Source organism: Martinezella multihospitum (assembly GCF_900094585.1).
Lineage (GTDB): Bacteria > Pseudomonadota > Alphaproteobacteria > Rhizobiales > Rhizobiaceae > Rhizobium > Rhizobium multihospitium.
Map to the genome: position 1 here is coordinate 423,254 of NZ_FMAG01000002.1, position 18,545 is coordinate 441,798.

The following is an 18,545-nucleotide window of genomic DNA, read 5'->3' on the forward strand; positions in this document are numbered from 1 at the left end:
GATGATCATTCGTTCCCGGCTCAGGCTTTTCACCAGGGGCTATTCCGGTTTCGGACTCTTCTCGAGGCTTGGCATCGCGCGATCATAGTGGATAGTTCGAGTAGATCATTTTGAGATTTGGATCGTTAGCAATGCTGACCGGAGTAACGAGGCTCTGGTTGAGGATGTATCGATAGCACTGATCGAAATCGTAACCGCTTTCCATGCATTCGCTGTCGCGCTTCCATCGTGACTGGACCAGCTTTCTGACAAGCATATTGTCGATGTTCAGCTCCGATATTTTCTGCACCTTGCCGATCTCCATACCCACTGTCTTGTAAGCGAGATAGGGCAATTCGCTGCAGTAGATCGCGTCGTTGTTGAAGGAGAAGAAAAGGTCATAGGGTTTGCCGTAAAGCGTGCGGGAATAGGATATGAGCCGCTGCGCCATCTCAGGCGTGAGGCGCTGATCGCGATAGATCGCAATCCGCTTTAGCAAGCCGCGACTGACCCATGCCTTTAGCGGCGTTTCCTTGACCTTCTCTGCGGCCTCTATGACGGTGATGGTGCCGTGGTCATTCTTGATGATGCCCATATGCGAAAAGGTCGAGCCGGTCGCGAATATGATGGCGCTTGATTGATTGCTGGTCGATGTCTGAAAAATCAGATCACCATCCTTAAGCGGCGGATAATCGCCACCGGCAGTGGCATAGAGTGTTCCCGCAACAAGACAGGCGCACAGGATCGCGGCGGCTATCAGCTTCTTCATGCCATCCCCGGAACCAATTGAAAGCTTTTGATCAATTTGTCTTCTTGAAAGGACATCTCCCGCTGAAAGATGGCATCTGGAAGGCCGGCAACGAAACAGATGACGATTTGGCCGCAATCCCAGCGGGAGTCATCGAGCGGATACTTCCTGGAGGCAGGGATATAAGGCGGGGCTTGCCGCGCAGTACAGGACTCGGTCACGTCAGGATATGATCCAGCGCATTTCTCACTCGCGGCTTTTCGGCTTCAGAGAGCGGCAGGATCGGGCGCGGCGGATCGGTCCTGCAAAGATCGAGCGCTTCCGCAATCGCATACATCACACGGAAGCTGCCGAATTCTTTGAACAGGCTCCATAGCGGTTGGAACTTTTGATCGAGTCGTTCGGCTTCGGCGGTGTCGCCGGCTTGGGCCGCCCTTGTGAGCGCCAGCGCTTCGACGGGCAGAAGGCCGGCGACGACGCTGTACCAGCAGTCGCAACCCGCCAGCAACCCGGCCGCTGCTCCCCAATCACCGCTATAACCGATAGAAAAATCCTTTGGCGTTTCCTGGCGCAGAAGTGCCATCTCTCCCTTGAAATCGCTCGCCGACGGCAATGGCATCTTCACTGCCGTGATATTCGCCACTTTCGCTAGCCGCGTAATCAGCGCATGACTGAATGTGAATTTCGTCGTGCCGGGATTGTTGTAGATGCAGAGCGGCAGGTCACCGGCCTCCGCGACGGCAACGAAGTGCTGGTAGACTTCTTCCTCCATCAGCGGCGTATAGGATATGGGCGCAAGCAGCAGCCCGTCGGCGCCGGCGGCCTTGGCGTCACGTGCCAATGCCTGTGCCTCGTCGGTTCGCAGCGCTCCAACTCCGACGATGACGGGAATCTTGCCACCGACACTTGTCATCGCCGCCTGGACGGCACGCCGACGCTCGTCGCGCGAAAGAAAAGCATAACCGCCGGTACTGCCGAGCAAGCCGATGGAATCAGCACCGGCAAGGCGGATGCGTTCAAGCAGGCGCGTGAGCGCTATAACGTCCACGTGTCCGGAAGCATCGGTCGGCGTAATCGGAAAGGCCGAAAGACCGGTAAAGAGTGTCATGATTGTCTTCCTCTTTCATCAGCTTCCCGACGACGGCGAGCGACAACCAGCCGTGCCGAAAGCAGCGTCCAAATTCGTCCACGTCTATCACCGTGCGCCGTCGCCGACAGCCGCAAATGTTTCATACGGCTCCCGGTCCAGGATCGAGCATCATCACGACGATGCATGCGAATGCCTGCCCGGGAATCCATCAGAAATCTCATACACCGCTCAGCAGCTTGGTGGCGATCATCCACATGGTAAAGGCGATGAGCGTTTCCAGAATGCGCCAGGAGGCGGGTTTTACGAAGATCGGCCTCAACCACCTCGCGCCAAAACCGAGCGAAAAGAAGAACAGGAAGGAGCCTGTCATGGCACCCGTCGCAAACGAAATCTCATTTCCTGGAAACCGGGTCGAGATCGTGCCGAGCAGCGCGACGGTATCGAGATAGACATGCGGGTTGAGCCAGGTGAGCGCTAGGCACATGGCAAGCGTCTGCCGGAAGCTCGATGATTTCGTCTCTCCGGCAGCCAGCACCGCGGACGAACGAAAGGCGGAGTAGAGGCTCCTGGCTCCATACCAGATGAGGAAGGCTGCCCCGGCATAGCGCATGACAGGATCGAGCCAGGGCAGCAGTGCGGAGATCTGGCGGAAACTCGTCACCCCGAGCACGATGAGCGCTGCATCGGAGAGCGCACATGCAAGGCAGACTGCGAACACATGCTCGTTGCGAAGGCCCTGACGCAGGACGAAGGCATTTTGCGCGCCGATCGCGACAATCAGGCTGAGCCCCATCATCAGGCCCGTCATATAGATCGAAAAATTCATGCCTGCCGAAATGCTCCAGAACCAATGAGCATTTCCGGTATCGGCATAAGAAGATTTAGGCTAGTTAATGCTGCTAATCCCGATTAAGAAAAACTAAGCCATGCTCGATTATTCCGCTCTCCGTGCCGTCTCCATGGTCGTCCAGACAGGCAGCTTCGAAAAGGCGGCGGCCATTCTCAACGTCACGCCTTCGGCCGTCTCGCAGCGGGTGAAGCAGCTCGAAGAGCGCCTCGGCATCGTCCTGATTGTCAGGGGTAATCCCTGCACCGCAACGGAGAAGGGCGAATGGCTTTGCCGCCATATGGAGAATGTCGGCATGCTCGAAGACGAGCTGTTCGGGCGTCTGCCGGCCCTCATCGATCCGGGGGAGCCCAAGCAAAGGGTCACGCTTCACATTGCAACGAATGCCGATAGTCTCGGGACATGGTTCGTGGAAGCCATATCCGGTTTTGCCAAACGCTCTCCCTATCTGCTGAATATCGCCATCGACGACCAGGATCATACCGCCGAATGGCTGCAGCGCGGGCGGGTCATTGCAGCCGTCACCGGCCTGGAAAAACCGATCCAGGGATGCCGGCGCATGTCCCTCGGCGCGCTTCGCTACCATGCAACGGCAAGCCCGGATTTCATTGCCCGGCATTTTGAACAGGGCGTTACCCCGGAAGCGATCATGAACGCGCCGGCCTTGACCTTCAACCAGAAGGACAGGCTTCAAAGCCGGTGGATACGCCAGACATTCGGAGAGGATTTTGCCTATCCGAGCCACTGGCTGCCTTCGACTCAAGGCTTCGTTGATGCCAGCCTTGCAGGTATGGGGTGGGGGATGAATCCCATTCAGCTCGTGCGGGAGCATTTGGAGGCCGGGCGCCTGGTCGAGCTGACCCCCGGCACGCCGCTGGACATTCCATTATATTGGCAAGTGAATCGTCTCGCGGCCGACCGGCTTGTCGAACTGACGCGCGAGATCACTGCGGCTGCCAAAGCTCATCTGTCAGCGTGAGCTGTGCTTCGAGCTAAACACGTTGCCATTTGCCTCGCGACTGGAACGCAATGTTCGCGAATTGGTGCCTTGCCCGGCTGCCCTTTCCCTCTATGCTCCCCCCGACTTCCAGGGAGATTGCCTTATGATCCTGCATTGCGTTTTTCTTAGACTCAAATCCGCCCTGACACAGGACGAGAAGAGGGCGCTCTTCGACTCTGTCGTCGCCTTGCAGAAGGTCATTCCCGGCATTGTCGATGTGAAACACGGGCCGAACGTCTCGCCGGAGGGGCTGCATGGCGGTTTCGCGGATGGATTTGTCGTCACCTTCGAGAGCGCCGAGGCGCGTGACGCCTATCTGGTGCATCCAGATCACGTCGCCGTTGGCGAGCGGATCGTTTCGTCCACGGACGGCGGTCTGGCTGGCCTGATGGTCTTCGATTTCAACATTTAAGCGGGGTGGTCGCAGGCAGCTATGTCTGCGACCGTGCTCGTTGAGTGATCAGCTCGACTTTGCCATCGCCGCGGCAAGCTGATCAACGTTATAACGGAACATTTTTTCGTAAGTCGAAGCCGGTCCGTTGGACTTGGAGAGGGCCTCGACATAGAGCTCGCCGCCGGGCTCGGCGCCAGTCGCCTTGGCGACCTGCTTGACGAGGCGCGGATCGTTCGAGTTTTCGAAGAAATAGGTCTTCACATGCTCGGTCTTGATCTGCTCGATCAGCTTGGCGACGTCGGCAGCCGATGCTTCCGTTTCCGTGGAGACGCCGAGCGGCGAGAGGAAGCTGACCTTGTATTCGCGGCCGAAATAGCCAAAGGCGTCATGGCTGGTCAGCACCTTGCGGCGATCGTCCGGAATCTTGTCGAACTTGCTGTGCGCATAGGTGTCGAGTTCGGTGAGAACCTTGGTATAGCGCTCGGCATTGGCCTTGAAGTCGGCGGCATCGGCCGGATCGGCAGCGGAAAGAGCCTTTTCGATATTGGCGACCCAGACCTTCACATTGACGGGGCTGTTCCAAACATGCGGATCGGTGACCGTCTTGCCGTCGTCGACCATGGTGCGGGTGTTGACGCCCTCGGAGGTGACAACAGGCGTTCCCTTGTAGCCGGATGCGGTAATCAGCCGGTCCATCCAGCCTTCCAGGCCTTCACCGCTGACGAAGACGACCTTGGCGGCGTTCAGCGTCTTGGCATCGGCCGGAGACGGCTCGAATTCATGGGGATCGCCGTTCGGGCCGACGAGGCTCGACACCTTCACATGGTCACCGCCGACATGCTTGACGACGTCGGCAAGCACGGTGAAGGACGCGACCACATTGAGGGTTTCGGCGGAAGCCGGTGCGGCAACGCCGAAGGCGACGAAGGCCGTTGCTGCCGCCGAGAGAAGCAGTCTTTGTTTGTTCATGCGAGTCTCCTTGTTCGAATTAGCCCCGGAGATGGGGACGGGGGAAGAACCGCCGGGCAAGGCCCGAGGGTGCGAAGAGAATGGAGAAGCCGTAGATCAGGCTGGCGGTGATGATGATGGTCGGGCCGGAGGCGAATTCGAGGTGATAGGAGGCAATCAGCCCGATATAGCCGGAGGCCGTCGCTGTGCCCGTCGCGATTATCATCATCGCAGGCAGGCTGCGCGACCAGAGCTGGGCGACGGCGGCCGGTAGCATCATCAGCCCGACGGCCATCAGCGTGCCGAGCGCCTGGAAGCTTGCGACGAGGTTGAGGACGACCAGCAGCAGGAACAGGAAGTGATAAAGCGGGCCGCGCCCGCCGACGGCGCGCAGGAAACCAGGATCGAAGCATTCCATCACCAACGGCCGATAGATGACGGCGAGTGCGAGAAGCGTCGCCGTCGTGATCGCGCCGATCTGGTAGAGAGCCGGCGCATCGATTGCGAGGATGGTGCCGAAGAGCACATGCAGCAGGTCGATGTTGGAGCCGCGCAACGACACGATGAGGACACCGAGCGCCAGCGAGGTCAGATAGAAGCTCGCAAAGCTCGCATCCTCCTGCAGCACGGTCGCGCGGCTGACGAGGCCGGATAGCAGCGCCACCGAAAGGCCGGCCACGAGCCCGCCAAGCCCCATTGCGGTCAGCGACAGCGAGCCGGCGATGAGATAGCCGATGGCAGCCCCAGGCAGAACGGCATGGCTCATGGCATCGCCCATCAGGCTCATGCGCCGGAGCATCAGGAAGACGCCGATTGGCCCGGAGCCGAGGCCGAGGCAGATACATGCGATCAGCGCGCGCCGCATGAAACCATAATCCGCGAAGGGCGCGAGAAAGATATCGTAGACGGTCATTCGGCGGGCTCCCGCTTCACGAGGCCGCCGTCGTCATGCTCTTCTTCGGGCAGGCATGTCGCGGCCTCCTCATCCCAACGCTCGGCCATGGCGCGCGCCTTGATGAGATTGGCGGGGCTCATAATATCCTGCGTCTTGCCCCAGCCCACGAGTTCGCGGGCAATCAGCAGCGTTTCGGGGAAATAGCTTCGCACCTGCTCGAAATCGTGCAGGACGGCGATGACAGTGCGTCCCTCCCGGTTCCACCGCAGCACGAGGTCGAGAAGATCGCGCGTCGTGCGCTGATCGATCGCGGTGAAGGGTTCATCCAGGAGAATGACGCGGGCATCCTGCAGCAGCAGCCGCGCAAACAGTACGCGCTGAAACTGCCCGGCCGAAAGCGAGCCGATATGCCTGTTTTCGAAGCCCGAGAGCCCGACGATGCCAAGCGCCTCGCGCGCCCGCTTGGCATCCTCTAGGGAAAACTGGCCGAAGGCACCTGCGTTCTTCCAGGCGCCAAGCATGACGGTATTGGCGACCGAGATCGGAAAGCGTCTGACGATATCAGCCGCCTGCGGCAGATAGCCAAAATCGTTGCGCGTCAGCGTGCCGCGATCGATCGATCCTTCCGCCGGCCGCAATTCTCCGACGATCGCTTTCAGCAGCGTCGACTTGCCGGCGCCGTTCGGCCCGGCAATCGCCGTGAGGCTGCCGGCAGCAAAGCCGCCCGAGATATGGTGTACGGCTGGATGACGCTCATAGGTAACGGTGAGATTGTTGAGGCGGATCAGATCGTTCATGCCAGAGCCACCGCCCAGCCGATAGCCGCCCACAACACTGCAATGCCAACCGCCACATAGGCAAGGCGCATCAACGCCGAGCGCCCCATGAGGGACGACGCGAAGGGATCACGATCAAAAGGCATTTCGGGGCTCTCAATTATGTAATAACATTACATGTTGTAGCCGATGAATTGCGGCGAAAAAGAGGCGGAGAGTAAATTGAGGGTTTTGGGCACCGGTAATTGGTGCTCTCCACCGTTGATGCTATATATAGTACATTATCTGTTATTCGGCGGTTCATCGAGCCAGCAGGAGGTGACACATATGAATGTTTCTATCGGTGAACGCTGGGAAAAATTCGTTGAGAAGACCGTGGAAGAGGGCCGTTACAGCTCCGCCAGCGAGGTTGTGCGCGAAGGTCTCCGGCTCGTAGAGGAGCGTGAGGCGAAAATAGCGGCGCTACGGCGTACTTTGGAGGCATCGATCGATCGCGGAGGCGATATATCTGACGAGCAGCTTGGCGCTGTTTTGGAAGCCAAGGCTGCCGAGCTGGCAAAAGAAAGCCATTGAGTGCCTCGGCTTCGTTATACAGCCGCAGCGCAGGATAACATCCTCGATATTCTTGTGTTTATAGCGCGCCAAAGCGGCAGCCCAAAGGTCGCTTTGAAATTTACTGAAGAGCTACGCCGCAAATGCGCAAGTCTTGCGGCCTTGCCCGGTCAAATGGGTCGCCTGCGACCGGAGTTGAAAGACGACATGCGCAGCTTTGCATTTCGTGGTTACGTGATCTTTTTCCGCTATGTCGACGATGTCTTCGAGGTTTTGAATGTGCTTGAAGGACATCGGGATTTCGACACTCATTTCAACGAGGAAGAATAAAGCAAGGCGCCTTTGAGGCGCCCTGTTTCTTCCATCTGAATAATCTTAAAGCTGCTCGATCATCGCAGCCGCACCCGAAACCGTCGCCTGGCCTGGGCTTTCCTCGATATTGAGCGTTTTCACCACGCCGTTTTCCACCAGCATGGAATAACGCTTGGAGCGAATGCCGAGGCCGCCTGCCGAGAGATCGACGTCGAGGCCGAGCGCCTTGGTGAAGACGCCGTCCCAATCGGCGAGGAAGTGGATTTTGCCGAGGCCGCCGGATGATTGCGCCCAGGCGCCCATGACGTGCCAGTCGTTGATGGAGACGACCGCGATGTCATCGACGCCCTTGGCGAGAATGGCGTCGCGGTTTTCGAGAAAGCCCGGCAGGTGATTGAGCGAGCAGGTGGGCGTAAACGCGCCGGGCACGGCGAAGAGCACGACGCGCTTGCCGGCAAAGAGCTGCTCGGTGCTGATCTCAACCGGGCCGTCGGCGGTCTTTTCCTTGAAGGTGGCGGCAGGCAGCGTGTCGCCGATGGCGATAGTCATGTCTCTCTCCTTGGGTCGTTGTCTCGGGGCGCTCGAACGGCCGCCGATGGCATGAAGACGGTTCTGAGGACTATAGATCCGGCCTATTCGAGCGCAAGGGTGGTTTCCATCGCCCGATCGCCATCGACGACCAGAATGCCCCAGCTTTTGCCCTTCGGATCATAGTCCTTCGGTAGTTTGCCGATCACTATATCGGCCGAGAAGGCAGTTCCCTCCCGCTTCGCATTCGCTTGCTGAAAGAACACGTAGCCCGACGGCCCGGTGACATAGATCTCTGGCATCTTTCCGCTCGCTTCCGGCAGTGTCAGATGCAGGGAAAGGCTCTTGCCGTCGGTGGAGATCTTATGGTTCTCGACGGCGAAATCCGGAGAGGGAGGCTGTGGTAGCACGGCCTTCGCCGCATCGAGCAAAGCCAGCTCATGCGAAGTCGGCTGCACATCTGCCGGCAAGGGCAGGGAATACTCGGCTTGGAAAGGAATGCAGATATCCTTGCAGAGGCCGATGAAAGCCGTCAGCTCAAGTTTTGCAGGCGCCTTGCCGGTGACGCGCAGAGCAAGCGGAAACGTGACCGGCGCGTCGTAGCCGATTTCCTGGATAGAGCCGAGTCGGATCGATTTTGGTATCGGGTAGTCTGCTCTTTCGAGTGTTACGCCGCTGCCGGCTGCCGGTGTTATTTGTGGCGGAATTCCGCCCTGGCCCGGCTCACGCCAATAGGTGATCCAGCCCGGCTCCGGTTCGATCTGCAAGGCGGCGCGGATATGCCCTTCTGCGTCCGGCGCCAGTGCGATCAGACGCATTCTGCCGCCCTGATTGTCTATCCACTCGCTCGTTGCGGCATGGGCCACCACGGTGCTGAAAAACAAAGTGGCGAGAAGTGCCGACAGGCGGGCAACGGTACTTATTTCGATCATGGAACAAGGATTTAGCGGATTGGGTCGCCGGGAGCCAGCACGACCGAAGAGGTAAATGATCATTTTCAGTTGATTGATTTATGACATTGCCCCATCTTGGTATGAGGCGGCGCAGTTGCGAACTGCGGTCAGGAGGCACGATGTCCCTATCGACGCTGAAGAATAGACGCGAAAGAGGTTTTCTCGACGGTCAGTTCCTGATCGCCATGCCTGGCATGGAGGATCGGAATTTCCATCGCACGGTTGTTTATATCTGCGCCCATTCTGATGCCGGTGCCATGGGCTTCGTCATCAACCGGGCTCAGAAGCTGACATTCACCGATGTCCTCTTGCATCTCGAAATGATCAAGGACGACGATGCCATCGTGCTTCCGCAGATGGCGCGCGATTTCCCGATCCAGACCGGCGGTCCCGTCGAAAGCGGTCGAGGTTTCGTTCTGCATTCCGACGATTACATCAGCGACAGCAGCATTCCGGTCAGCGACGATATCAGCCTGACGGCGACGCTCGATATCGTCAGGGCCATTTCGAAAGGAAGCGGCCCGAAGCGCGCGACGATGCTGCTTGGCTATGCCGGCTGGGGCGCTGGCCAGCTGGAAGCGGAAATCGGCAATAATGGCTGGCTGAATTGCCCTGCCAACGAAGAGTTGATCTTCGACCGCAGCCTCGACAACAAGTATGACCGGGCGCTTGCTCTTATGGGTATCAAGCCCGCGATGCTGTCGCCGCATGCCGGCCATAGCTGAGCCGATTGCGTTAATTTGGAACGAAACGAGGTCCCATGACGTTTTCCTGGCAGAGCAACGGCAATACCGCCGTGCCAGCCAAGGAGGCGTCAGATATGAGCAGCACGACCGACAAGGTATCCGGCAAAGTGAATGAAGTGGCCGGCAAGGCCAAGCAGATGGCCGGCAAGGCCACCAACGACAAGAATATGCGCGCCAAAGGTGCGGCCCAGGAAGCCAAGGGCAAGGTGCAAACAGCCGTTGGCAAGGCCAAGGATAAGGTCAAGGGCGCAGTCGACCGGATGTAACCGGTTGCTTGTATCCACGAATCCATGGTCGCTGCTCCGTTGAATTGACGTTGAAGCAGCGATGTTGGGAGGAAGAGCCTGTTACGGAAACGTGGCAGGCTCTTTAATGTTGAGTATCAGGCAATCATCCTTTGCGAGGGGGCATGCGGCTTTTCACCTGCGACCATTGCGGCCAGCCAGTGCATTTCGACAACAGGCAATGCGTTCGTTGCGGCCATCAGCTCGGCTTCGTCCCGGATCTTATGGCGATCCATGCGCTGGAGCCTGATGAGAGCCCGAATTGGCATCTGGTTTCCGAGCCCGCCAGGCACCTTCGCTTCTGCGCCAATGCCGATCTCGATATCTGCAACTGGCTCATCGATGCCGAGGATCAGCAGCCCTATTGCGTCGCCTGCCGGCACAATCGTCTCGTGCCGAACACCGACACGGAGCAGGGCATAGATCGCTGGCGGCGCATCGGCCAGGCGCAGCGGCATCTGTTCTATTCGCTCTTGCGCTGGAATCTGCCGCATCCCGATCGGGCGGAGGACCCGCAAGGTGGTTTGGTATTCGACTTCCTCGAGGATGAGGTGCAAGGCGGCACCGTGGTCCCGGCGATGACAGGCCATGAGGAGGGGCTGATCGCCATCCGAGCAGCCGAAGCCGACGACGTGACACGCGAGCAGGCGCGGACCTCCATGAACGAGCCCTATCGCACCTTGCTCGGCCACTTCCGCCACGAAACCGGCCATTTCATTTGGGACAAGCTTGTCCGCGACCGCGGGCAATTCGATGCCTTTCGCGCAGTCTTCGGCGACGAGCGCGCCGATTATGGCGCCGCACTTCAAGCTCACTACGACAACGGTCCGCCGGCGAATTGGCAGGAAAGTTTCATCAGCGCTTATGCCAGCTCCCATCCATGGGAAGATTTCGCCGAATGCTTCGCGCATTATCTGCACATCGTCGATACGCTGGAAACGGCGCGCTCCTTCGGCCTGGCGATCGATCCCCATCGCTATCACGATATGGCGGCCGAGGTGGATTTCAATCCTTACAAGGCAGAAAGCGCCGAGCAGATCGTCAGCGCCTGGATCCCTTTGAGCGTGGCGATCAATTCCATCCAGCGCAGCATGGGACAGCCGGATTCCTATCCCTTTATTCTCTCGCCGCCGGTGGTCACGAAGCTCGACTATATAAGAGAATTGATCGACGGCGCCTGATGGCGCGCGCCACACATTGTCGATGACGGTTCGCGAAAAGCCTTAGGCGCGCTTCGTCAGCGGAAAGCGTTCCTTCAACAGGCGTATCACCGAATCCGATCCCATCGGCGGACCGAAGATGAAACTCTGGCCGTAGCTGCAGCCGATCTTGGCGAGCTCCAGCGCATCCTCTTCCGACTCGATGCCCTCGGCGACGACACGCATATTGAGTTCGCGTGCCATGGAAATGACCGAGCGCAGCAGGACAGCCTTCTTGTCGCTATCGTCGCGGACCATCGCCTTGTCGAGCTTGATCGTATCGAAGGGGAAGCGGGTGAGGTAGGCGAGCGAGGAGTAGCCGGTGCCGAAATCGTCGAGCGCAAGGCCGATGCCGGCTTCGCGCAGCTTGTCGAGCACGAGCCGCGCCTGTTCCGGATTCTCCATCACCTGCGATTCCGTCAGCTCCAGCTTGATGCGGCTCGGGTCACAATGGGTCTTGGCGAGCAGGGCGCGGATATCGTCGTAAAGCTCGTTGTTGAGGAGCTGCACGCTGGAAAGGTTGATGGAGACGAACAGCGGCAGGTCGCCGGTCTGTCGTTGCCATGCTTTCAGGTCGTTGGTCGCTTGCTCCAGCGCGAACATGCCGAGCGGACCGATGATGTCGGAGGCTTCGGCGATCGGGATGAATTCCGAGGGCGGAATATTGCCGCGCTTCGGATGCTCCCAGCGCATCAGCGCCTCAAAGCCTGCAATCTCTGCATCCTCAAGCCGAACGATGGGCTGGTAGACGAGCGAGAGCTCCTTGCGCTCGACGGCGCGGCGCAGATCGGTTTCGAGCTGCAGCCGGTCGGTGCCGAAGCTGCGGAACGCCGGCTGGAAGGGCTCGACGCGATTGCCGCCGGCGCGCTTCGCGCGATACATGGCGAGTTCCGCATCGCTCAGCATACCCGCCGCATTTTCCTGCTGATCGACCCACGATGTCAGGCCGACCGAAGCCGTCAGAATGATCTCGCGATTGGCGAAATTGATCGGCACCATGATCGCCTTGCTGATCGCATCGGCAAAGTCCGCGACTTTGGCGGGATCGCGTTCGGAAACGAGGATGAGGCCGAATTGGTCGCCCGAAAGACGCGCCAGCGTATCCTGCGGCTTCATCAGGCGGCGAAGGCGTCGCGTCAGTGCGATGAGGATATTGTCGCCAGCGGCAAAGCCAAGCGTATCGTTGACGAGCTTGTAGCGGTCGATGTCGATGACCATCACGGTTGGCCGGAGCTGATTTCCATCGGACGCCAGCGTCAGAACGGCCTGCAGTCGATCGAGGAAGACCTGGCGGTTCGGCAATCCTGTTAGATTATCGTGCACGGCATCGTGCAGCAGCCGTTCGACAGAATTCTTCTGCTCGGTAATGTCGACGATCGTGCCGACGCAGCGGATGATCTCGCCATTGGAGCCGAGCACCGGCCGGGCGCGGATCGACAACCAGTGGAAATGTCCATCCTCGGCGCGAATGCGGAATTCGTGGTTCAGCCGGCCGCGCCGGTGTTCCAGCAGAACGTCGAGCGTCGCTCGGAAGCGGTCGCGATCGTCTGGATGCAGCCGCGGCAGCCAGTTGCGCGCCGCGCCATGCATGGTGCCGGGTGAAAGGCCGAGCTTCATCGAGATATCGGGCGTCGTCACCACGCGATCGCGCGCGACGTCCCAATCCCAGACGGTATCGCCGGAACCGGTGAGCGCCAGGGATTGCCGCTCCAGATCCGAGAACAGGCCCTGCTGGAAGGCGCCGCCGGCAAAGGCGTGCTGCATGACGGTGAAGCCGATCAAGAGCACGATCAGCACGAGGCCGCCGCCGAGTGCCGGCTGGATGATGTCGTTGTCGAGCTTGCCCATGACCGTCATCCAGGCCCCGAACAGCCAGACGAGGATCAATGCCCAGGCGGGCACGAGCAGGATGGCACGGTCATACCGGCTAAAGCCGAGATAGATGATGAGCAGCAGGCCGGCGGTCGCGGTCAGCGCCAGAGACAGCCGCGCAATACCGGCCGCGATCGACGGATCATAGATCGCCACGCCGAAGAGCAGCGCAAGGCCGAGTACCCAGGCGAGCGTCACATAGCCGAGATGGGCATGCCAGCGATTAAGATTGAGATAGGTGAACAGGAAGATCACCAGGCTCGACGCGAGCGCCACCTCCGCACAGGCGCGCCATATTCGCTGGTCGCTCGACGTGATGCTGATGAGCTTGCCGAGGAAGCCGAAATCGACGCAGATATAGCCAAGCACCGCCCAGGCGAGTGCTGCCGTCGCCGGCAGCATCGAGGTTCCCTTGACCACGAAAAGGATGGTCAGAAACACCGCCAGAAGGCCGGCAATGCCGAGCACGATGCCGCGATAGAGCGTGAAGGCGTTGACCGTGTCCTTGTAGGCGTTCGGTTCCCAAAGATAGAGCTGCGGCAGGTTTGGTGACGAAAGCTCGGCAACGAAGGTGACGACGGCGCCGGGGTTCAGCGTGATGCGGAAAACGTCAGCCTCGTCGCTCGGCTGACGGTCGAGCGCGAAACCTTCGCTCGGCGTGATCGCGACGATGCGCTGCGAGCCGAGATCGGGCCAGAAGACCTTCGAGTTCACCAGACGGAAATGCGGTGCCACGATGACGCGCTCCAGCTGCTCTTCCGAGACATTGGCGAGCGCGAAAACCGCCCAATCGCCCTGGTGGTTTGGGGAGGAGGATCGTACCTCAATTCGGCGTCGAATACCGTCGGCGCCAGCGGCAGTTGAAACCTGAAAGGCCTCGCCCTGATTGGTGTAGATTTCCGTCGTTGCCGTCAGATCGAGGGCGGTATCATCGCGGGAAATCTTCACGGGTTCGGCGGCTTCAGCCACGCTGGCGATCAGCAGCAGCATGGCGGCTGCAAGCGTCGCGATCACGGCGCATAGCCGGCGGGCCATTGGCCACGTCTGCATGGGTCCGGCGATCATCGCTGGTCGAAGCTTCGGTTCGGGTTGGTATCGGATGCCAACCTTGAAAACATCACATGGTCGCGCCACTGACCGTTGATTTTAAGATAACCGCGCAAATGACCTTCCCGCTGGAAACCGGCTTTTTCTAAAAGCCGCATGCTACGCTCGTTATCCGGAATACAGGCTGCTTCAATTCGGTGCAACTCAAGTCCGGAAAAGATATAGGGTATAACCAACTGAAGTGCGGCGAACATGTGGCCCTGACCGGAATAGCGTTCGCCCATCCAATATCCGATCATGCAGCTCTGCGCAGCACCGCGGCGAATATAGCCGATCGTGATGCCGCCAACCAGCGTTCTGTTTTCCCTGAGGAAAATGAAGAGCGGTATGGCCTGGCCGGAGCTGTATTCCTGCTTGCCGCGGATGATGCGTGCCCGATACGCGCCTTCCGTCAGCTCATCATGCCGCCAGGTCGGTTCCCATGGTTCGAGAAAACGGCGGCTTTCGGCTCGCAGCTTATGCCATTGATTGAAATCGGAATAGCGCGGCAGGCGCAGCAAATAATTGTCGTTTTCGAGTTCAACCGCGTCCGGATGACGTGAGAGAAACCGAAAGACAGATTTTTGCATGCCGCCAAGCACTCCCCCGAGAATTGAACCCATAGGCCCGCGGCGTGCCCTTAGCCGCTTGCGCTTCTGGAAGCAGGGGCCGGCGACGACAGCGAGGTAACGATGTCTTCCATCGGCGCAAGCTGCTCGAGCGGCCCGATTGCCGAAAGCGTCGGTACTGTATCGAAGAACAGCCGCCCGGCAAGATCCGTCAGGCGGTCGATCGTGATGCCTTCCAGCCGCTCCAGCATCTCCTGGTTCGGGATGGGGCGACCATAAAGCATCATCTGACGTGCGACTTGGCCGGCGCGGGCGGCCGGGCTTTCCTGGCCCATGAGCAGCTGTGCGCGGATCTGGGCGCGGGCGCGCTCGATTTCCTGCTGCTGGATGTCGTGTGACGACTTGCGCAGCTCGTCGACGATGACGGGCAGAAGTTCCGGCAGGTTCTCGCCGCCGGTTGCTGCGTGAATGCCGAAAATGCCGGTGTCGGAGAAGCCCCAATGGAAGGCGTAGACCGAATAACAGAGACCGCGGAATTCGCGCACTTCCTGGAACAGCCGTGAGGACATGCCGCCGCCGAGGATATTGGCGAGGATCTGCGAGCAGTAGAAATCGCGGGTATGATAGGCCCGGCCTTCGAAGCCGAGCAGGATTTGCGCATCCATCAGGTCGCGCGTTTCCCGGATGTTGCCGCCGATATAACGGGCCGGCTCGATAACGGGCGGAGCGGACGGTTTGGCCGGCAGGCTGGAGAAGCGCTCCTCGACCTGACGCACGAAGCTTTCATGATCGACCGCGCCGGCCGCGACGACGAACATCCGGTCGGTTGTATAGTTGCGGCCGAGGTAATGGCGGATCTGTTCCGGCGAGAAGGAGACGACGGTCTCCGGCGTGCCGAGAATGGCGCGCCCGAGCGTCTGGCCGCGATAGGCGACTTCGGAAAACTTGTCGAAGACGACATCGTCGGGCGTGTCGTTCGCGGCATTGATTTCCTGCAGGATGACCTGCTTTTCGCGCGCCAGCTCTTCCTCGTCGAAGGCGGATTCCGTCAGGATATCCGCAAGGATATCGACGGCGAGCGGCACATGGTCCTTCAGCACGCGGGCATAATAGGAGGTGGTTTCGGTCGAGGTGGCTGCGTTGACTTCGCCGCCGACATTCTCGATTTCCTCGGCGATCTGCCGGGCCGAACGCCGCGCCGTGCCCTTGAACGCCATATGCTCGAGCAGATGCGCGATACCGTGTTCTGCCTCGGTTTCGTTACGCGAACCCGACTTGATCCAAACGCCGAGTGCCACGCTTTCGAGGTGTGGCATCGATTGGGTCGCTACTGTCAGCCCGGACGCTAGCCGGGTGCACTCCACTGTCATCGCCTGTCTTTCCGCGTCTGTTATTCGCCGGTCCGGGTATGCTTGCCGATAAAGCTTTCAACGGCTTTAAGTTCCGGATCGAGAATGTCGAAACGCTCCTCCCTGGTCATCAGACCAGCAAGCCACGTCGGAAGCGCCGGGTCAATACCGGATGCGGATTTTACTGCGGCGGGGAATTTTGCCGGGTGCGCGGTGGCAAGCGTCACCATCGGGCTCGTCGGACGCTCGTTCTTTCCCGCAATGAAGACGCCGATCGCCGTATGCGGATCGAGCAGATAGCCCGTATCGGCAAGGGTTTTGCGGATCGTGTCGGCCACCTGCTTCTCGCTGGCGCGGCCGGCGCGGAAGTCCTTCTTGATGAGCTTCAGGGCCTCTTCGCTGATCGAAAATCCGTTCGACTGCTTCAGGCTTTCCATGGCGGCGCGCACCTTGGAGGCGTCTCGACCATTGGCCTCGAACAGCAGGCGCTCGAAATTGGAGGAGATCTGAATATCCATCGACGGCGACGTGGTGGCTTTGACCGAGCGCATTTCATAGCGGCCGGTCTTCAGCATGCGCGCGAGGATATCGTTCTCGTTGGTGGCGATGACCAGCCGTTCGATCGGCAGGCCCATCCGCTTGGCGACATAGCCGGCGAAAATATCGCCGAAATTGCCCGTTGGCACAGTGAAGGAAATCTTTCGGTCCGGGCCGCCAAGGGCGACAGCAGTGGTGAAGTAGTAGACCACCTGCGCCATGATTCGCGCCCAGTTGATGGAATTGACGCCGGAAAGCTTGACCCTGTCGCGGAAAGCGGCGTCGTTGAACATGGCTTTGACGAGGTTCTGGCAATCGTCGAAATTGCCCTTGATCGCCAGCGCATGGACGTTTGCCGCCGTCGAGGTGGTCATCTGCCGCTGCTGCACCGGCGAGACCTTCTCATGCGGGAACAGAATGAAGATATCGGTGCGCTCGCGGCCGGCAAAGGCGTCGATCGCCGCGCCGCCGGTATCGCCCGAGGTCGCGCCGACGATGGTCGCCCGTTGACCGCGCTTTTCCAGCGCATAATCCATCAGCCGCGCAAGCAGCTGCATGGCGACATCCTTGAAGGCGAGCGTCGTGCCGTGGAAGAGCTCCATGACGAAGCTGTTCGGTCCGGTCTGGACGAGCGGCGCCACCGCCGGATGCCGGAACGTGGCGTAGGCATCGTCGATCATGCCGCGGAAGACATCCGCCGGGATTTCGCCATTGGTGAAGGGCGAAAGCACGGCGAAGGCGACATCCTGATAGCTCTTGCCGCGAAAGCCGCGGATTTCCTTCTTCGTCAGGACAGGCCATTCACGGGGAACATAGAGCCCGCCATCACGAGCAAGGCCGGCCAGAAGAGCGTCACAGAAGCCAAGGGCAGGGGCTTCTCCCCGCGTTGAAATGTAGTCCACGGTCTAGAATTCCTTTGGTCGCAAAATTGCCTGAGTGATCGATTGAGAGGGTAGAGGAACGAAGCGGCGGCGGCCTGTCTTTTTGCGCCGGATCAGCCGCGTGGTTTTCGTGTTTGCGCAAGGCGCGTGGGATCAGCGCCCGGCGTTGTCTGTTTGTACCAATCTGTCGATCTCGAAAAGTGAGCCAAAACGGTGTCTACCCAATCGATTTTTCGCTGCGTCGCTGGTATAGACCATCGCCAAGTGTCATAAAAGGCCCGTTTGACAGGCTGCAGGCCGATTACATGAAATATATGGAGAGGGTGGAATTATAGTGTTTGGCAAGGTTTCGCGTCGTCTTTTCTCCGCTTCGCTTCTGGCATTGCTGACGGGTTGCAGCACCCTCGGTATTGGCGGCAACAGTGAAAAACAGCCGGCAACGGATGTAACCGTTGCGCCGCAAACCGGAACCACGACTGCCGCGCCCACGGGCGGTCAGACCTATGTCGCCGGTAAATGCCCACAGGCTGTCATCCGCGACGAGGATTCGGTCTATCGCACCTACGCCAAGGGCGCCAAGGATGATGCGAACCAGCTGATCTATCAGGCTTCGCTGGCTCAGGCGACGCGTCAGTGCACGTCCGACGGCACCAGCCTCGGCATCCATGTCGTGGCACAAGGGCGCCTTGTTGCAGGGCCGATGGGCAGCGCCGGCAAGGTGACCCTGCCGATCCATGTTGCCGTGATGGACAATGACAACGCGCTCTATAGCAAGACCATCATGTATACTGCGGAGATTCCGCCGGGCGAAACCACGGCGCAGTTCCTCTTCACCGACGACGATATTCAGGTTGCTGGCGGTTCGGGCGGCTTTACCATCGTCCAGATCGGCTTCGATCAAGGCCCGCAGAAGCCTGTGAAGGGTGCGAAGCCGGTACGCAAGAAGCGTCACTAAGCTTTTGATTGCGGTCTATGCCCAAGCGGCGCAGGCGTCTGCGAT

At 59.6% G+C, this 18,545-nt stretch carries 21 protein-coding genes; 8 read left to right on the forward strand and 13 right to left on the reverse strand.

Annotated elements, in window-relative coordinates; all coding sequences use genetic code 11:
• Positions 1 to 82: 82 nt before the first annotated feature.
• The 3 genes from GA0061103_RS08855 to GA0061103_RS08870 all read right to left on the reverse strand — a co-directional run bounded on the left by GA0061103_RS08855 (position 83) and on the right by GA0061103_RS08870 (position 2,643).
• Entirely contained in the window at positions 83 to 748 is a 666-nt protein-coding gene (locus GA0061103_RS08855) for a YiiX/YebB-like N1pC/P60 family cysteine hydrolase (protein WP_092709760.1), read from the reverse strand.
• Between the two features lie 196 nt (positions 749 to 944).
• Entirely contained in the window at positions 945 to 1,835 is an 891-nt protein-coding gene (locus GA0061103_RS08865; RefSeq protein ID WP_092709764.1) for a dihydrodipicolinate synthase family protein, read from the reverse strand.
• A 199-nt stretch (positions 1,836 to 2,034) separates the two neighbouring features.
• Positions 2,035 to 2,643 (reverse strand): LysE/ArgO family amino acid transporter, encoded by a 609-nt coding sequence (locus GA0061103_RS08870; RefSeq protein WP_092709767.1) that lies wholly within the window; start codon positions 2,641 to 2,643, stop codon positions 2,035 to 2,037.
• Between the two features lie 100 nt (positions 2,644 to 2,743).
• Between GA0061103_RS08870 and GA0061103_RS08875 the strand changes: the two genes are divergently transcribed.
• Together GA0061103_RS08875 and GA0061103_RS08880 are read left to right on the forward strand one after the other, a co-directional pair.
• Entirely contained in the window at positions 2,744 to 3,643 is a 900-nt protein-coding gene (locus GA0061103_RS08875; RefSeq protein WP_092709770.1) for a LysR family transcriptional regulator ArgP, read from the forward strand.
• Positions 3,644 to 3,767: 124 nt separating this feature from the next.
• Positions 3,768 to 4,076: a Dabb family protein gene (locus GA0061103_RS08880; RefSeq protein ID WP_092709773.1), complete on the forward strand. Its 309-nt coding sequence runs from the start codon at positions 3,768 to 3,770 to the stop codon at positions 4,074 to 4,076.
• A gap of 48 nt (positions 4,077 to 4,124) precedes the next feature.
• Here GA0061103_RS08880 and GA0061103_RS08885 read toward each other — a convergent pair whose 3' ends face one another.
• From GA0061103_RS08885 to GA0061103_RS35555, 4 genes are read right to left on the reverse strand one after another with little or no spacing between them, the layout of a single operon-like run.
• Complete coding sequence (locus GA0061103_RS08885; protein WP_092709776.1) at positions 4,125 to 5,027, reverse strand: metal ABC transporter solute-binding protein, Zn/Mn family; 903 nt, start codon at positions 5,025 to 5,027, stop codon at positions 4,125 to 4,127.
• A 19-nt stretch (positions 5,028 to 5,046) separates the two neighbouring features.
• Positions 5,047 to 5,919 (reverse strand): metal ABC transporter permease, encoded by an 873-nt coding sequence (locus tag GA0061103_RS08890; RefSeq protein ID WP_092709779.1) that lies wholly within the window; start codon positions 5,917 to 5,919, stop codon positions 5,047 to 5,049.
• The gene (locus GA0061103_RS08895; RefSeq protein ID WP_092711196.1) at positions 5,916 to 6,698 is read right to left on the reverse strand and encodes a metal ABC transporter ATP-binding protein; all 783 of its coding nucleotides are present in this window, start codon (positions 6,696 to 6,698) and stop codon (positions 5,916 to 5,918) included. Before GA0061103_RS08895 ends, GA0061103_RS08890 begins: the two co-directional genes overlap by 4 nt.
• Entirely contained in the window at positions 6,695 to 6,823 is a 129-nt protein-coding gene (locus GA0061103_RS35555; protein ID WP_280949796.1) for a hypothetical protein, read from the reverse strand. Before GA0061103_RS35555 ends, GA0061103_RS08895 begins: the two co-directional genes overlap by 4 nt.
• A gap of 181 nt (positions 6,824 to 7,004) precedes the next feature.
• On the opposite strand from GA0061103_RS35555, the gene GA0061103_RS08900 reads away from it, so the two are divergent.
• Both GA0061103_RS08900 and GA0061103_RS08905 read left to right on the forward strand, forming a co-directional pair.
• Positions 7,005 to 7,250, forward strand: a complete 246-nt coding sequence (locus tag GA0061103_RS08900; protein ID WP_092709782.1) for a type II toxin-antitoxin system ParD family antitoxin — start codon at positions 7,005 to 7,007, stop codon at positions 7,248 to 7,250.
• The gene (locus GA0061103_RS08905) at positions 7,251 to 7,559 is read left to right on the forward strand and encodes a type II toxin-antitoxin system RelE/ParE family toxin (protein WP_092709785.1); all 309 of its coding nucleotides are present in this window, start codon (positions 7,251 to 7,253) and stop codon (positions 7,557 to 7,559) included.
• Positions 7,560 to 7,604: 45 nt separating this feature from the next.
• Here GA0061103_RS08905 and GA0061103_RS08910 read toward each other — a convergent pair whose 3' ends face one another.
• Together GA0061103_RS08910 and GA0061103_RS08915 are read right to left on the reverse strand one after the other, a co-directional pair.
• Positions 7,605 to 8,090 (reverse strand): peroxiredoxin, encoded by a 486-nt coding sequence (locus GA0061103_RS08910; protein ID WP_092709788.1) that lies wholly within the window; start codon positions 8,088 to 8,090, stop codon positions 7,605 to 7,607.
• A gap of 83 nt (positions 8,091 to 8,173) precedes the next feature.
• The gene (locus tag GA0061103_RS08915; protein WP_092711198.1) at positions 8,174 to 9,001 is read right to left on the reverse strand and encodes a protein-disulfide reductase DsbD domain-containing protein; all 828 of its coding nucleotides are present in this window, start codon (positions 8,999 to 9,001) and stop codon (positions 8,174 to 8,176) included.
• Between the two features lie 140 nt (positions 9,002 to 9,141).
• On the opposite strand from GA0061103_RS08915, the gene GA0061103_RS08920 reads away from it, so the two are divergent.
• The 3 genes from GA0061103_RS08920 to GA0061103_RS08930 all read left to right on the forward strand — a co-directional run bounded on the left by GA0061103_RS08920 (position 9,142) and on the right by GA0061103_RS08930 (position 11,233).
• On the forward strand, positions 9,142 to 9,747 hold the full coding sequence (locus GA0061103_RS08920; protein ID WP_092709790.1) for a YqgE/AlgH family protein: 606 nt from the start codon (positions 9,142 to 9,144) through the stop codon (positions 9,745 to 9,747).
• Between the two features lie 95 nt (positions 9,748 to 9,842).
• On the forward strand, positions 9,843 to 10,034 hold the full coding sequence (locus GA0061103_RS08925; protein WP_092711200.1) for a CsbD family protein: 192 nt from the start codon (positions 9,843 to 9,845) through the stop codon (positions 10,032 to 10,034).
• A 143-nt stretch (positions 10,035 to 10,177) separates the two neighbouring features.
• A complete protein-coding gene (locus tag GA0061103_RS08930; RefSeq protein ID WP_092709793.1) occupies positions 10,178 to 11,233 on the forward strand; it encodes a zinc-binding metallopeptidase family protein in 1,056 nt (351 codons plus the stop codon).
• Positions 11,234 to 11,275: 42 nt separating this feature from the next.
• Here the strand turns inward: GA0061103_RS08930 and GA0061103_RS08935 are convergent, their stop codons facing one another.
• From GA0061103_RS08935 to thrC, 4 genes are read right to left on the reverse strand one after another with little or no spacing between them, the layout of a single operon-like run.
• The gene (locus GA0061103_RS08935) at positions 11,276 to 14,188 is read right to left on the reverse strand and encodes an EAL domain-containing protein (RefSeq protein ID WP_092709796.1); all 2,913 of its coding nucleotides are present in this window, start codon (positions 14,186 to 14,188) and stop codon (positions 11,276 to 11,278) included.
• Positions 14,185 to 14,799: a GNAT family N-acetyltransferase gene (locus GA0061103_RS08940; protein WP_092709799.1), complete on the reverse strand. Its 615-nt coding sequence runs from the start codon at positions 14,797 to 14,799 to the stop codon at positions 14,185 to 14,187. The genes GA0061103_RS08935 and GA0061103_RS08940 overlap by 4 nt, the downstream gene beginning before the upstream one ends.
• Positions 14,800 to 14,849: 50 nt before the next feature.
• On the reverse strand, positions 14,850 to 16,148 hold the full coding sequence (locus GA0061103_RS08945) for a M16 family metallopeptidase (RefSeq protein ID WP_092709802.1): 1,299 nt from the start codon (positions 16,146 to 16,148) through the stop codon (positions 14,850 to 14,852).
• 20 nt (positions 16,149 to 16,168) lie between these two features.
• Positions 16,169 to 17,566, reverse strand: a complete 1,398-nt coding sequence (thrC, locus tag GA0061103_RS08950) for a threonine synthase (RefSeq protein WP_092709805.1) — start codon at positions 17,564 to 17,566, stop codon at positions 16,169 to 16,171.
• Between the two features lie 313 nt (positions 17,567 to 17,879).
• Here thrC and GA0061103_RS08955 point away from each other — a divergent pair, with 313 nt between their 5' ends.
• Positions 17,880 to 18,500: a hypothetical protein gene (locus GA0061103_RS08955; RefSeq protein ID WP_092709808.1), complete on the forward strand. Its 621-nt coding sequence runs from the start codon at positions 17,880 to 17,882 to the stop codon at positions 18,498 to 18,500.
• The last annotated feature ends 45 nt before the right edge of the window (positions 18,501 to 18,545 follow it).

Excerpts from the sequence above, each read along its gene's own strand:
- GA0061103_RS08855 (WP_092709760.1), bottom strand. The coding sequence starts at position 748 with ATGAAGAAGCTGATAGCCGCCGCGATCCTGTGCGCCTGTCTTGTTGCG.
- GA0061103_RS08865 (WP_092709764.1), bottom strand. The coding sequence starts at position 1,835 with ATGACACTCTTTACCGGTCTTTCGGCCTTTCCGATTACGCCGACCGAT.
- GA0061103_RS08870 (WP_092709767.1), bottom strand. The coding sequence starts at position 2,643 with ATGAATTTTTCGATCTATATGACGGGCCTGATGATGGGGCTCAGCCTG.
- GA0061103_RS08875 (WP_092709770.1), top strand. The coding sequence starts at position 2,744 with ATGCTCGATTATTCCGCTCTCCGTGCCGTCTCCATGGTCGTCCAGACA.
- GA0061103_RS08880 (WP_092709773.1), top strand. The coding sequence starts at position 3,768 with ATGATCCTGCATTGCGTTTTTCTTAGACTCAAATCCGCCCTGACACAG.
- GA0061103_RS08885 (WP_092709776.1), bottom strand. The coding sequence starts at position 5,027 with ATGAACAAACAAAGACTGCTTCTCTCGGCGGCAGCAACGGCCTTCGTC.
- GA0061103_RS08890 (WP_092709779.1), bottom strand. The coding sequence starts at position 5,919 with ATGACCGTCTACGATATCTTTCTCGCGCCCTTCGCGGATTATGGTTTC.
- GA0061103_RS08895 (WP_092711196.1), bottom strand. The coding sequence starts at position 6,698 with ATGAACGATCTGATCCGCCTCAACAATCTCACCGTTACCTATGAGCGT.
- GA0061103_RS35555 (WP_280949796.1), bottom strand. The coding sequence starts at position 6,823 with ATGCCTTTTGATCGTGATCCCTTCGCGTCGTCCCTCATGGGGCGCTCG.
- GA0061103_RS08900 (WP_092709782.1), top strand. The coding sequence starts at position 7,005 with ATGAATGTTTCTATCGGTGAACGCTGGGAAAAATTCGTTGAGAAGACC.
- GA0061103_RS08910 (WP_092709788.1), bottom strand. The coding sequence starts at position 8,090 with ATGACTATCGCCATCGGCGACACGCTGCCTGCCGCCACCTTCAAGGAA.
- GA0061103_RS08915 (WP_092711198.1), bottom strand. The coding sequence starts at position 9,001 with ATGATCGAAATAAGTACCGTTGCCCGCCTGTCGGCACTTCTCGCCACT.
- GA0061103_RS08920 (WP_092709790.1), top strand. The coding sequence starts at position 9,142 with ATGTCCCTATCGACGCTGAAGAATAGACGCGAAAGAGGTTTTCTCGAC.
- GA0061103_RS08925 (WP_092711200.1), top strand. The coding sequence starts at position 9,843 with ATGAGCAGCACGACCGACAAGGTATCCGGCAAAGTGAATGAAGTGGCC.
- GA0061103_RS08930 (WP_092709793.1), top strand. The coding sequence starts at position 10,178 with ATGCGGCTTTTCACCTGCGACCATTGCGGCCAGCCAGTGCATTTCGAC.
- GA0061103_RS08935 (WP_092709796.1), bottom strand. The coding sequence starts at position 14,188 with ATGATCGCCGGACCCATGCAGACGTGGCCAATGGCCCGCCGGCTATGC.
- GA0061103_RS08940 (WP_092709799.1), bottom strand. The coding sequence starts at position 14,799 with ATGCAAAAATCTGTCTTTCGGTTTCTCTCACGTCATCCGGACGCGGTT.
- GA0061103_RS08945 (WP_092709802.1), bottom strand. The coding sequence starts at position 16,148 with ATGACAGTGGAGTGCACCCGGCTAGCGTCCGGGCTGACAGTAGCGACC.